The 13742-nt window shown below is 42.7% G+C and carries 14 protein-coding genes; 2 read left to right on the top strand and 12 right to left on the bottom strand.

From position 1 onward, the window contains the following. Positions 1–50: 50 nt before the first annotated feature. From ACT3TH_RS07890 to ACT3TH_RS07870, 5 genes are all read right to left on the bottom strand, one after another. On the bottom strand, positions 51–809 hold the full coding sequence (locus ACT3TH_RS07890; protein WP_444755300.1) for a hypothetical protein: 759 nt from the start codon (positions 807–809) through the stop codon (positions 51–53). A gap of 45 nt (positions 810–854) precedes the next feature. Further along, positions 855–1172, bottom strand: coding sequence for a hypothetical protein (locus tag ACT3TH_RS07885; RefSeq protein ID WP_444755299.1), 318 nt, complete (start codon positions 1170–1172; stop codon positions 855–857). A 1-nt stretch (position 1173) separates the two neighbouring features. Next, positions 1174–1764, bottom strand: coding sequence for a DUF1543 domain-containing protein (locus ACT3TH_RS07880; RefSeq protein WP_444755298.1), 591 nt, complete (start codon positions 1762–1764; stop codon positions 1174–1176). Positions 1765–1814: 50 nt separating this feature from the next. Further along, positions 1815–2609, bottom strand: a complete 795-nt coding sequence (locus tag ACT3TH_RS07875) for a metallophosphoesterase family protein (protein WP_444755297.1) — start codon at positions 2607–2609, stop codon at positions 1815–1817. A 124-nt stretch (positions 2610–2733) separates the two neighbouring features. Further along, positions 2734–4155: an SLC13 family permease gene (locus ACT3TH_RS07870; protein WP_444755296.1), complete on the bottom strand. Its 1422-nt coding sequence runs from the start codon at positions 4153–4155 to the stop codon at positions 2734–2736. Between the two features lie 416 nt (positions 4156–4571). Here ACT3TH_RS07870 and ACT3TH_RS07865 point away from each other — a divergent pair, with 416 nt between their 5' ends. Then, a complete protein-coding gene (locus ACT3TH_RS07865) occupies positions 4572–4736 on the top strand; it encodes a hypothetical protein (protein ID WP_444755295.1) in 165 nt (54 codons plus the stop codon). A gap of 109 nt (positions 4737–4845) precedes the next feature. Here the strand turns inward: ACT3TH_RS07865 and ACT3TH_RS07860 are convergent, their stop codons facing one another. Then, on the bottom strand, positions 4846–5526 hold the full coding sequence (locus tag ACT3TH_RS07860) for a YoaK family protein (RefSeq protein WP_444755294.1): 681 nt from the start codon (positions 5524–5526) through the stop codon (positions 4846–4848). Between the two features lie 109 nt (positions 5527–5635). After that, positions 5636–6442: an enoyl-ACP reductase FabI gene (locus ACT3TH_RS07855; RefSeq protein WP_444755293.1), complete on the bottom strand. Its 807-nt coding sequence runs from the start codon at positions 6440–6442 to the stop codon at positions 5636–5638. A 329-nt stretch (positions 6443–6771) separates the two neighbouring features. Between ACT3TH_RS07855 and folE the strand changes: the two genes are divergently transcribed. Beyond that, positions 6772–7368, top strand: coding sequence for a GTP cyclohydrolase I FolE (gene folE / locus ACT3TH_RS07850; protein ID WP_444755292.1), 597 nt, complete (start codon positions 6772–6774; stop codon positions 7366–7368). Positions 7369–7492: 124 nt separating this feature from the next. Here the strand turns inward: folE and ACT3TH_RS07845 are convergent, their stop codons facing one another. The 5 genes from ACT3TH_RS07845 to gloB form a co-directional block, all read right to left on the bottom strand. Next, complete coding sequence (locus tag ACT3TH_RS07845; RefSeq protein WP_444755291.1) at positions 7493–8779, bottom strand: iron-containing alcohol dehydrogenase; 1287 nt, start codon at positions 8777–8779, stop codon at positions 7493–7495. A gap of 245 nt (positions 8780–9024) precedes the next feature. Further along, complete coding sequence (locus tag ACT3TH_RS07840) at positions 9025–10722, bottom strand: ABC transporter ATP-binding protein (RefSeq protein WP_444755290.1); 1698 nt, start codon at positions 10720–10722, stop codon at positions 9025–9027. A 1-nt stretch (position 10723) separates the two neighbouring features. Continuing rightward, positions 10724–11797 carry an ABC transporter permease gene (locus ACT3TH_RS07835; protein ID WP_444755289.1) on the bottom strand — a complete coding sequence of 358 codons (1074 nt, stop codon included), beginning with the start codon at positions 11795–11797 and terminating at the stop codon, positions 10724–10726. Beyond that, complete coding sequence (locus ACT3TH_RS07830; protein WP_444755288.1) at positions 11797–12858, bottom strand: microcin C ABC transporter permease YejB; 1062 nt, start codon at positions 12856–12858, stop codon at positions 11797–11799. Before ACT3TH_RS07830 ends, ACT3TH_RS07835 begins: the two co-directional genes overlap by 1 nt. 103 nt (positions 12859–12961) lie before the next feature. Then, entirely contained in the window at positions 12962–13741 is a 780-nt protein-coding gene (gene gloB / locus ACT3TH_RS07825; RefSeq protein ID WP_444755287.1) for a hydroxyacylglutathione hydrolase, read from the bottom strand. Position 13742: the final 1 nt, after the last annotated feature.

Below are 13742 nucleotides of genomic sequence, written 5' to 3'. Positions count from 1 at the left end.
GGGTGTGATTCAAGTTGGTTATAGTGTTTGGCTGGCAACTATGCAGACTATTACCTATTTTGAAAACGCTCATTTAGAAAGTCTCCAAGCTCATCAGTCATAGGCTTGAATTTAAAATGCTCTGGCTCCATCTGAGCAATCAACGCATACTGATCATTTTCAATCGAGTTATTCTCACAAGAAAAATGATTAATCTCTTGACCGGTGATGGCATTAATAATATAAAAGGAGGTATCACCATCTTCGAACTGCGTTAGCTCATAATAATTATTTGGGTCTCGTATAATGATATCAGTGCTGTTAAAACGAGTCATATAATAAGCATCTTCAGTAGCTTGCTGCGCTTCTAACTTTAGATCGTTTCCCTGATTAGCAAAATAATACTTGAGCATATAACCAATATCACTATTGATCACATCCAAACGTAGATGTTCACCATCTTGTGTGATGCATTGATAGATCATAAAAGGTTCATAAACTCGTGGTTCAGTTATGACATTCTCATCCACTACACTTTCCCACTCCATTCCCATAATGGGCGCATCCAACATGAGTCCTCCCTCTTCAGTCAGTTTATAACCTGTTGGTACGTCTTGCTCGTTCACTATAGACTTAAGGCTTAACGACTCATTGTTATCTTCTTTAGCATTTTCGGCGGCCTCACTGGACACCACTGTCGTGTCGCTCGATGTGTCTCGTTTATTCTTTTTATCCCAAAATGTTATAGCCACTAGGACGATAAAAACGCCTAGCCCAAGGCCAATACCTGCGATAACCCACTTAATAAATCCTCTTATAAAATTTTTCAAACCTGCCAGCCCTATTTTATTTTTGTGAATAAATTATTTGTAAGCTCAATCGCTACTCGTATGAATAGTCTGTTGCTTAGCAGCTGCTTGCATAAAAAAGGTTTGCAAATTTTGCAGTGGTATCCTTGGAAAAGGCAGGTGTAATGAGAGTATTAACTTCTCAAACGCTAATATCTCATCTGCTAAAGCGCTGGCGATGTCAGGTTGAATCTGCGGATTTTCATAAAAATTATTAATCAACCACGTCAATTGTGGAAAGCTAGCATCTCCATGAATCTGATAAAGGGTAGGCAACATATCATCAGAGATTTGGCAACGCGTTTTGCGAATCATACCGCTTTTGTAGTACATATCGAAAGACATATTATGATACCTTCCTTAGGTTCTTAATACTCAAATATCCAACATATTCTTTATCTTCTTCAGTTTCAATACTATTCTCTGTATTGACAATAGGCTCAATCAAAAGCTGAACGTCTGAAATCAGATCATTGACGTTGTATATATCATCGACATCTACCTCAAATTTATCGTCGATATGTGAGGCCGCATTAAGGGGTGATGGTTTATCTTTAAAAGTAAACACTTTATAAAACTCACTCTGCTTTGCTTGCTTAATAGCCTCCGCTTGACTGGCAGCCACGACAAGCAATTTATAATGAAACTCTTCAAAACTCCCCTGCTGATAGCCGCCCAAGTTTATAAAAAATAGCTTTAAATCAGAGGTGTTTTCTACTCGTTCATTTGTCTCAATCAATTTAATAGCATAGTTATCAACTTTGGTAATCGCTCGGTACGAATCAACGTGCCACTTGTTTTTTACCTCAGGCCAATGGTTATTGATATCAATTATCAGCTCATGCAGCTGATTTGCTACACCAAAAAAAATATCATGCTGTTCTATCAAGCGCCCTTTGGGACGACCGCCCAATTGAACCATATATAGGGTTGGCATTTTACGAAGTCCTTATTAACTTTTCATCTCTAATAAATATGTAAATACTATCAGACTGACAACACTCGCCCTGTCTTTAAAGCAAAAGCCCAATCTTCACGACCATTTTTCAAAGCCAGTTTAGCCGCTAATTCATGGTCATAGGTCACTTTGATATGTTCAGTTTGCCAACGTTTTCCCTGCTTAGTCTCTATACACTTAATAAGCGCATAATTGGCATGAGGAGAATAAGTTTGCATCTTATGAACAATGGGCAAATCATCTTCGTAGGCTGGATAACCAACGCTACCCGTATTGATGATAGTCTGTCCTGATGACAATGTGACGGTACGTGGAATATGCGTATGACCACAGATAACGACAGCACTATCAATACCATTGAGCAGTGTCAAAATATCTGCATCGCTACGTACCGCTGGCGCGCCTGTTACAATATCTTCAAGCAAATATATCATGTCATCAGTTGGTGACCCATGGCATAGATAGACATTTTCATTTAACTGACAATCAAACGGTAATGAGCGCATCCATTCAATCGCCTTTATTGGCAAGTCTTCGACAATAAAGCTCAGTGTCGAATTACCAATAAGGTCTGCTGTAGTCGCTTCATAGATCTGCCTATCCTGATTGCCACTAATAGTAATAATATCTTCTTGATGCGTCATTAATAGATCGTACGTCGCCTTAGGAGCAATGGGCCCATATAAAATATCACCAAGATTGACGATTTGATTAACGTTACGATGTCTGATATCAGCAAGTACCGCTTCAAGCGCAAAGACGTTGCTATGAATGTCTGAAATGGCAGCAATTGTAGTAAAGTCTTTATTATTAGAGTACACCATATTTTTCACTTCCTCTCAAATAGTTCTCTTATATACCGCCTAAGAATAAAAGCAAATAAAAAACCCAATGCCTCGTAATGATTGAGACATCGGGTTTTCATTTATCGTTACAAGACTCATGAAACTATAGTAAGAAAAAATAAGCCCACAGCCCGACAACAAAAGTCGCAATAATATTGAGAATAATACCAGTACGGATCATTTCTGTTTGCTTAATCAATCCAGTACCAAATACAATAGCATTTGGCGGTGTGGCAACCGGAAGCATAAAGGCACAAGAAGCACCAATACCGATAATCAATACCAAGACTTCGTGTGGCAAGCCCATCTGCTCAGCAATGGCTGCGAATACAGGTACAAGGAGTGCCGCAGAGGCCGTATTAGAAGCGAATTCTGTCAAGAAGATAATAAACGCTGATACTGCAATCATGACAACAATAATCGGTGCAGAAGACAATGCATTTGCGACCGTCTCGCCCAGTACCAATGAGGCACCTGACACCTTTAGAATTGTCGACAGCGCAATACCACCACCAAACAACATGAGAACACCCCAGTCGGTGTTGTCAGACACTTGTTTCCAAGACACCAAGCCAAGACTCACTACGGCTACCGCTGCTGACAAAGCAACAATAGCATCAGTATCCGTAATATCTAGTGCTGCACCAATTTGCTTAGAAAGTATCCAGCTTAATGCTGTGACGATAAAGACAATAATAGTCACTACACGTGGCTTGTTCCAAGCAATAGGATCGTCTTCAATTAGTGTGATTTTACGATTCAGATTCGGTTTGAGGTATAAATACATTGCACCTAATAATAATGGTAATAGCACCAACATCATCGGAATACCAAACTTCATCCAATCAACAAAAGCAATATCAAGCGCCTTTGCCGCAATAGCATTGGGCGGGGAACCAACGATGGTCCCTAGACCCCCAAGACTTGCTGAATAAGCAATACCTAGTAGTACGAAAACAAACGTACCACGATCTTTTTCGCGATCCACTTGAGTCAAAATACCGAGCGCCAATGGCAGCATCATCGCTGCAGTGGCAGTATTCGATATCCACATCGATAAAAATGCTGTTACCCCAAATATCAAAAACACTGCTGTACTTAATTTGCCGCCAGACATGGACAAAATCTTTAGCGCGATTTTTTTATCCAGTTTCTGCACATGAAGCGCGGCGGCCAGTGCAAAACCCCCGAAGAACAAATAAATAGTCGGGTTAGCGAAGCTTTGTAAACCAACCTCAGCATTGAAATCTGGTATGCCAATCAAGGCACCAACCACTACTACTAATAATGCTGTAATTGTGACATGCAACGCTTCTGTCAACCACAGTACACCGATAAAAAATAGTAAGGCAAGGCCCTTATTGGCATTGATATCGAATGGTAATACATTATAAAGAATCATACCGATAATCGCCGCAATAGCGACAACTATTAACCCTTTACCTGTACCCTTTGGAAAGGTATCAGTAAATAAATACTCATTGCCATCTTTAGGAAGATGGCTGTCTAGTTTTTGCTCTGACATAAAATGTCCTTATTTCCTCAAAGACAGTGTGAAAGAACCTATATATAAACGTATTTTTGTGCTTAACAATCAATTATTGTCGCAAAAAAAACACATCGCCATCATAGCAATATAGGACAAAAAAATTTGGCAAAGCTTTTGGTTGATAACAATCTGTGCTTTGAATAATGCATTAAGTTGGATGATTTATAATTATCATCCCTATCGTAATTTTTGCAATTTCTTCAGCTTTATTGGCTTACCATATCTGGTAACAGCGATCGTGACTTCTGGTTACACATCGTCACTGAACATGCGTAGATCATCTATGTACAAGACAATAAGCGTATTCCATACTTGATGAGTTGAATAAAAAACAAATGCCAATAGATGTTTGGCTATATTGAACCCTTAATAAAAACAAATAGGAGCACCTTATGACAGATGCAAACAAAACGGATTCAACCACCAAAATGGCACCAAAAGACATCAATCAAGATGGTCTTGCCAAAGAAGATCAGCAGCGCACCGACGACTCAGTGCTAGATATGATGCAAGGCATGCATGAGCATGAAGACCATAAAGACGAAGACAATAAGTAAACGACTACTTTAGACGCCTTCATTAACCACCTAGTTTAATATACAACATCGCTTGAAAATCAAAATATCAATGACATACAAGAGGCGCTTATCAATATGATGAGCGTCTTTATCTTTTCAGCTCTCTTTTTTCTGGTAAACGATCTGACGCATAGTTATAGACAAATGCAGCAATCGTAACGATAGCAATCGGTACAAACAAAGCATCATAGCCGACTTTACTGAATAAAAATGCCCCTAATGCACTACCACCACAAAAACAATACCAGATAATAGCTTGAAATCCTAATGTTGGCTTACTGATCGAACGACCAGCTAACCAGTTACCGATAGCAGCACCCATGTCTGAAGTTAATCCAGTCAAATGAGTGGTACGAATTACTGCGCCGCTATAAGTTGCTACCATCGCATTCTGTAGTCCACATGCCATAGCTGCCGCTACATGTCCTAGGTAATCATGCTGCTGATATAACCAATAGCTGAGCAAAAGTAATATCGCTTCAATATATAGCGCACGTCCATAACGTCTGCCAAGCTTCAATGATGCCTGTCCAATAATAAAACCACTCAATATTGCCCCAGCTAAAAACGACAATAGCAGCGCACCAATATATAAGATACTACGAGCGTCTAGATAAGCAATTGCTGCGGCAAATAAACTGACATTACCAGTGACATGCGAAACTGACAAATTGGTAAAACCCATGAGCGCGGCTGTATTCACGCAGCCTGCACTAAATGCCAGCACCGCGCCACCCCACAAGATCCATCTTGGTAGCTTGGTTATCATATCTATCGCCTAGAGGCTAGTCTCAAAATAGCTCTCAGTATAGCCAAAAAAGACAGCCAATTGGCTGCCTTCCTGTTGTCTATATCCTATAGCGCATAACTAAAGGTAACTATTTTGGTTCATCAAGCATCATTAACTGCTCGCTGATAGCAACCGTATTAAAACCTGCATCAACAAACATAATCTCACCTGTAATACCAGAAGCCCATGGCGACAGTAAGAACAAGGCCGCATTACCTACTTCCGTCTGGGTAATGTTGCGTTGCAATGGTGCAATTTTTTCGCTGATGTCGAGCATTTTGCGAAAAGATTTAATACCGCTGGCAGCAAGTGTACGAATAGGACCAGCTGAGATAGCATTCACACGGATACCTTCACCGCCCATTGAGGTAGCCAAATAACGTACGCTGGCTTCAAGACTGGCTTTTGCCATACCCATCACATTATAGTTTGGTAACACTGAGATGCTACCTTCATAAGTCAGCGTCAGCATAGAACCATGGCGCATAGCGAGCAACGCGCGTGCTTCTTTGGCCAATGCGACAAAGCTGTAACTTGAGATATCGTGAGCAATGTGACTGCCTTCACGAGTGGTCGCATTCACAAAATCGCCATCCAACTGATCCATCGGTGCAAAGCCAATTGCATGTACCACACCATTGATACCGTCACCCCAATGAGCAGTAACTTGCTCAAAACAAGCCGCGATGGACGCGTCAGAGGCAACGTCACACTCTAGCACCAAATCTGCCTCGAATTGCTCCGCTGCCATATCCACACGCTTTTTGATTTTGTCGTTTGGATACGTTAGGATCAATGATGCGCCTTCACGGTGTAGTGCTTCGGCGATGGCCCAAGCGATAGAAAGTTTGCTTGCGATGCCAGTTACGACAAACCGTTGTCCTTGCAGTAGCATAATATTTCCTTTTGAATCGAACAAAATGATTTAGAGAATAAAGTTATTTTGAATAGTCAGATATAATAAATATTGAGCAATAACCAAATATAAGTTAAAAAACGCTATTATACACGAATTGATTTAAGTAAACAGTCGTAAACTGTATTCCTCCAAAATCTGGTTTAATATCGACTAAACATTTAACGTTTTACCACAGCGGTATGAAGTTGAGCAGATTTCGAGTATAATTACAGCCCTTCCCCAGCTTGCACAATTTTTATAAAAATCCTTTACATAATCGGATTTAGCGTTAAGCTACACCCACATTTTGGATGGCTGCCAAACTTATGAGTAACACCCCAACTATAGCATCAGATTACCAAGAAAGCGTTGAGTCATATCGTCAACTGATTCTCTCAACGGGCGAAGACCTGGAGCGTCCCGGTCTTGAAGAAACACCGATGCGTGCTGCCAAAGCTTTTGCCCATTTAACCCAAGGTTATCATCAAAACTTGGATGAAGTCGTCAATGATGCTCTGTTTCCATCGAACAATCGTGAGCTGGTCTTGGTACAAAACATTGAGTTTTATTCATTGTGCGAACATCACATGTTGCCTTTTCATGGCATTGCGCATGTGGGCTATTTACCTAACGGTCAAGTATTGGGCTTATCAAAATTTGCACGCATTGTCGATATGTTTGCCCGTCGTTTACAAGTTCAAGAAAACCTAAGCGATCAAGTGGCACAAACCATTATGGATGTGACGGGCTGCCGCGGCGTAGCCATTGTGATGGATGCAGCGCACATGTGCATGATGATGCGCGGTGTAAATAAGCAACATTCTACCACCCGTACCACATCAATGCTGGGTGAATTTGTTCATGACAACCAAGCACGTATGGAGTTTTTGAGTGCAATACCGAGGCGTCAACCAGCGTTTTAAGTTGATGTATTAGTACCCATTACTTTGATATACATAAAAAAGGACACTGAGATAGTGTCCTTTTTTTATGTTGCATTGCTTGTGTATATCATCCTCTATAATCACTAATGACACTCAAACCACGTTATTTGTCAGCAGATACGTCACTTGCCTGCTTAATTTTCGTTAAAATCTCTTTTATTTCAGAGGCTGACAGATACGTTGGTACAGCATAGGTATCACTGACTTCTTTGGCAGCTGCTTTAGCAATTTTATTAAAATCGCTGGCTTGCATATTTTGAACAGTCGGATCGATATTTAGGGCTTTAATCAGGTCACGTACCTGTGCGATAAGCTTATCTGCTATGTCGCTATCGCTACTAGTAGCCTGACCATCCTCTATTATACCGGTTTTTTTGGCCAATTCAGCCAATCTTTTTTTGCTCGAATTACGATTGACATCAAGTACATAGGGCAGCACGATAGCATTGGCACGGCCATGAGGAATACCATAATATGCTCCCAATTGATGCGCAATGGCGTGCACATAACCAAGCCCCGCTTTATTAAAGGCGATACCACCATAATGCGCGGCAATACCCATCGCTTCTCTTGCTTTTAAATCACCGCCATCTTTATAAACTATTGGTAGATAATGCATGACAGATTTGACAGCAGAGGCTGCATAATAATCGGTTTCTACGCTTGCGTTGACACTCATCCATGCTTCGAGCGCATGCGTCAACACATCAATACCGGTGTCTGCTGTGATATGCGCTGGCATGCCTTTCATAATAACAGGGTCAATAGCCGCCGCCAACGGCACCATTCTTGGATCAATAGACAGCGCTTTTTGATGGGTTTCGTCATCTGATACAACTGCCCCAAGTGTCGCTTCCGAACCTGTGCCAGCAGTAGTAGGAATACAGTATAAAGGCGTCGCAGGTTTTCTTGCTTTTAGAATACCGATAAGCTGTTGAGGCTTGCAATTGTTGCCTTGTGACATCGCGATCATCTTCGCGGCATCAATCACCGAACCGCCGCCAATAGCAACTATCGAATCGCACTTGGCTGCTAGCGATTGGCGCAGGCCCTCTTCAACGACCTTGAAAGTAGGGTCTGGCGTCACACCATCATAGACTTTATATTGGATGTTTTTTTTATCTAAATAGTCGGTGATTTTGGCTGGTATACCAAGTTTGTTTAGTACGGCATCAGTGACAATAAACACGTTGGTGCTTCCTTCATTGATGAGCATATCGCACAACTCATCACAAGAAGTCTCACCAACGAATAACATGGGCCTTCTAATAGGTATCACGTAAGAAAACGCTTTTAGCACTTTGGCGCGAGTTTTGGCAATCGCCAAATAACCCGCATGCTGTAACCCATCCGTACTCACCAATTTAGCAATACTGTTTTGTTTTTTCATGAGCACAAAAATCCTTTTTAATTATGCTAACAATAGCAATAACGAATATTTTAATTAGCCAATTATGACCGTTGTTAAAATAGAAAATATACGAATGGCATGAGCACCTACATCAAGCATTCGCCTGCTTAAACTTATTGTACCACTGCCATTTTTGGTATGTCGCTATAATTGTGAACGGCCATGTTCTGGTTGTTTAGAGCACTCTAAGTTATCTTCAAAAATGCATTATATTTTTGTTTAGGCTAAATAGTAATCGCCTGCAATAACTGCTTGGCATACGGATGATGAGGATTGTTAAAGACATCTTCGGAGCGTCCAGACTCAATACACACGCCATCTTTGAGCACCATAATCTGCTGACACAGTGCGCAGACTACCTTTAGATCATGACTGATAAACACGTAGCTGATTTGCAGCTTTTCTTGAATCTCTCGCAGCAAATTGACTACTGTTACTTGTGTTGTACTATCAAGTGCAGACGTTGGTTCATCCAGTATCAAGAGACTTGGCTTCATGATGAGGGCGCGTGCCAGTGCCACTCGCTGGCGTTGACCGCCCGATAGCTCATGCGGATATCGCTGTGCAAACGCTAATGGTAAATGCACGGTAGCAAGACTGTCCACTACGGCCCGCTGACGTGCGACCTTATCAACACCTTGTACTAGCAGCCCTTCTTCTACTATTTGCATGACAGTCATGCGAGGGTTAATACTGGCGAACGGATCCTGAAAGACCATCTGAATTTGCGCGCGAAAAGTACGTAGCTCGCTTTTTGACAATGTGGTCATGTCTTGTCCATTGACTACTATCTGCCCACTAACACGCGCTTGATTGCTGAGTAATTGGCTCAACGCCAGCGCAATCGTTGTTTTGCCAGAACCCGACTCACCAACGATCCCCAATGCTTGTCCTTTTTGCAGTGTCATATCTAAGTCTTTGACAGCATCGAACCAGCGCTTAGTACCACCAAATAAGCTTTTTTCTATCGGAAACTGTACGTTTAAATGATTCATTCGCAATACCGTTGAAGCTTGATCTTGCTCATTGGCAAGTAACTTTAACGCTTGACCAAAATCTTGCTTGATCAGTGTGCGCGTATACTCTGCTTTTGGTTGACTAAACACAGTAGCGGTTTGACCTTGCTCAATCGTCTGACCTTGACGCATAACGATAACTTCATCACTGTAGCGCCTGACCAGATTGAGATCGTGGCTGATTAATATCATTGCCATATTATGCTGGCGTTTTAGATCATCTAACAACTCAAGGATTTCGTGTTGTAAGGTGACATCAAGCGCCGTGGTTGGTTCATCAGCGATTAAGATATCAGGCTGCTGCGCCAGTGCCATAGCAATCATCACGCGTTGGCGTTGACCACCGGATAATTCATGCGGATAACGATTCAGCTTATCAGCAGGCTCTGTGATATTGACATCATTTAGTAACGCGATGCTTTTGTCTCGCCATTGCTTTTTTGGCACGCCGCTTAGGCGCAATGACTCAGCGATTTGCTTGGCGACCGTATGTAGGGGATTGAGTGCCGTCATTGGTTCTTGAAAGATCATACCAATGCGCTGCCCACGGATGGAGCGTAGTGCTGCATTGCGCGCATTGTTGTTTGCTATTGGCAGGGGCGTCATTCCGGTTGAGCTGGCTAACTGTACCTGGCCGCTAATGCGCAAGTTGTCAGGCAATAACCCCAACAGTGCCAGACTGGCTATCGATTTTCCAGACCCCGACTCGCCAACGATGGCTAAGGTTTGTCCCTGTCTCAGTTCATATGACAGTTTATCGACCAGAGTCACGTTTGCAGAAGTGACAATACTCAGTTTGTCTACTGTCAGCATCAGCGTGCTCTTTGCATTACTATAATTGCCGTTATGATCGTTATTTAAGCTGTCACTATTGCTTAGACTATTATGTTCAGTAGCCATTGTCATATTAAGAGCGCCTCGGATCAAACGCATCACGCAGCGCTTCGCCCACGAAGATGAGCAATGATAAAATAAAGGTTAAGCTAAAGAATCCTGATAGCGCAAGCCACGGTGCATCAAGGTTGTTTTTGCCTTGTACCATCAACTCACCCAGCGACGGAGAGCCAGGCGGCAATCCATATCCTAAGAAGTCTAGCGCGGTTAAAGCAATAATATTGGCAGTTAAAATAAACGGCAGCTGTGACAAGCTTGAGGCCAACGCATTGGGCAAAATGTGTCTCAGCATGATTTGACTGTCAGACACGCCAAGATTGCGGGCCGCGCGGACATAATCAAAATTACGCGCGCGCAAAAACTCTGCTCGTACCAAACCGACCAGCCCCATCCATCCGAATAACAACATCATAGCAAACAGCATAGTAATACTAGGGCTAAATAGGCTGACCAAAATAATAATCATAAACAGCTGCGGCATACCGCCCCATACTTCCATAAATCGCTGTCCGGCCAAATCTACCCAGCCGCCATAATACCCTTGTATCGCACCGACGATAATACCTATCAGTGCGCCTGTAAGCGTCAATGCCAGACCAAACAATAACGATATCCGCATACCATAAAGTATTCGTGCCAGTACATCGCGTCCCAAGTCATCCGTACCAAGCCAATTTTGGCTATTGGGCGCGGCTGGGTATGGCAAACCTAACTCAACATTCGGCGTTTGATCGGCAAAAGGAATGGGCGGCATCACATAATAGCCCTGATCATTGATCAGCGTTTGCACTGCAGGGTCTTTATAGTTGGTCTCGGTCTCAAAGATACCACCAAAAGTCGTTTCGGGATAAGCTTTTACTATCGGAAAGTAATAATCACCTTGATACTGCACGAGGAGCGGCTTGTCATTAGCTATCACATTGGCTGCCATACAAATGACAAATATCACTGAGAATACAAAAAGCGATATCACTCCAAGACGATTGCGACGAAAGCGATCTAGGCGCGCCTGCCAGATAGGGTTTAGGCGGCGATTTTTTTGTGCAGAGATGACAGGTGACGTTGAGGATAGTTTAGTATTTGACATCATCGCCCCTCAAAGTCAATGCGAGGATCAATTAAGTGATAACTCAAATCACTAATTAACTGTAATAACAGCCCTACCAACGTGAAAATGAATAGCGTGCCAAATATCACTGGATAATCGCGCTGCTGAATGGCTTCAAAACCAAGCAATCCCAAGCCATCCAATTTAAAAATAATCTCAATAAGAAAGTTGCCCGCAAAGAAGATGCCAACGATAGCCGCTGGGATGCCCGCAATAATAATCAGCATCGCATTGCGAAACACATGCCCATACAACACTTGACGCTCACCCAAGCCTTTGGCACGAGCGGTGAGCACATACTGCTTACCAAGCTCCTCTAAAAAGCTAAACTTAGTCAAATACGTCAAGCCAGCAAAGCCACCAACTGTGCTTGCTAAAAGTGGCAACGCCAAATGCCAAAAATAATCTTTCACCTTACCAACAGCACTCAATTGATCGAAATTCTCAGAGGTGAGTCCTTGCAACGGAAAAATATTCCAATAGCTACCTCCAGCAAAAAACACCAATAGTATGACCGCAAATACGAATACAGGTATCGCATGACCGATGGCGAGAAGAATAGCCGTCGCTTTATCAACGCCTGAGCCATGATGCATGGCTTTATATATACCGAGCGGAATGGCAATCATATAAATAAGGAGCGTACTCCAAAGTCCAAGCGAGATCGAAACAGGCAGTTTCTCTACAATCAGATCCGTCACCGCCTGCCCTTTAAAGAACGACTCACCAAAATCCAGCCTTGCATAGTTTTTTAGCATCAACCAGAAGCGTTCAGGAGCAGACTTATCAAAGCCATACTGAGCATTGATGGCGGCGACCATCTCCTCCGACAAACCGCGAGTTCCTTGGTAGGTACTACTATTGCCGCCTGCACCTATATTACCACCCAGCGCATTGTCTTTTGCACCTTGCTCAATAAGGGCGAGCTGCTGCTCGACCGGGCCACCGGGTGCTGCTTGTACAATCACAAAGTTTGCCAGCAGTATCAAAAAAAGTGTCGGCACAATCAGCAGTAATCTTTTTAAGATATAACGACCCATAATGGCAGCTTCCAAAGATAAAAAATGTGACAACGAAGAAAATGAGCTGACAAATTTTACGCAAGCAAATTTTTAGGTACTTCTTTTAAATCGGTATGATGTACTAAAAATTATTTTTAAGCTCACGTAAAGCGGCAAACACGGACAAAGGCTCATCATCGGTCATTGCGGTTTTAGACTTTACGCCAGCTATCACGCTTGGCTCTTGTGTCCGCAAAAACACATTGATCGCGCGCTCATGCTCTAGTGTAACGGGCAACGTTGGCACACCTTGTGCCGTTTTTTCTTCTGCTTGTGTTAGTGTTTGCTGCATTGCCTCGTTATTAGGTTCAATCGACAAACCAAAGCGTAAATTGCTGGCTGTATATTCATGCGCTGGATACATAAGGGTTTCAGCTGGCAAGCTGTTTAAGCGCGTAAAGCTGTCGTACAACTGCTCAATCGTACCGGTAAACACTCGGCCGCAGCCTCCACTAAACAGGGTATCACCGCAAAAGCAATGTTTGTGACCTTCGATATCTAATACATAAGCCACGTGGCTGGCTGTATGACCAAACACTTCCCAGACTTGCGCTGCATAGCCCCACGCGTTCACCGTACTCTCGTCTCTTATCGTCTGATCTTCATCAACATTGTGCTCAGCGTGCGCTACCAAATGTGTCATGGGATAAGACTCTTGTAACTCTGCGACACCGCCAGTATGGTCATAGTGATGATGCGTGGTCCAAATCGAGGTGAGCTCTAATTCATTATCCTCTAAATAGGCGATGACAGGTTCAGCTTGGCCTGGATCAATGACGATCGCCTGCTTATTGCTTTCATTAATCAATGTCCAAATGTAGTTGTCATCAAATGCTTTAATCGGGTGAATACGAATACTCATA

The sequence above is a fragment of the Psychrobacter sp. AOP22-C1-C5 genome, assembly GCF_052378885.1.
Taxonomy (GTDB): Bacteria; Pseudomonadota; Gammaproteobacteria; order Pseudomonadales; family Moraxellaceae; genus Psychrobacter.
Note: the sequence above shows the minus strand (reverse complement) of the source record. Positions and strands in the feature narration are given on the sequence as shown.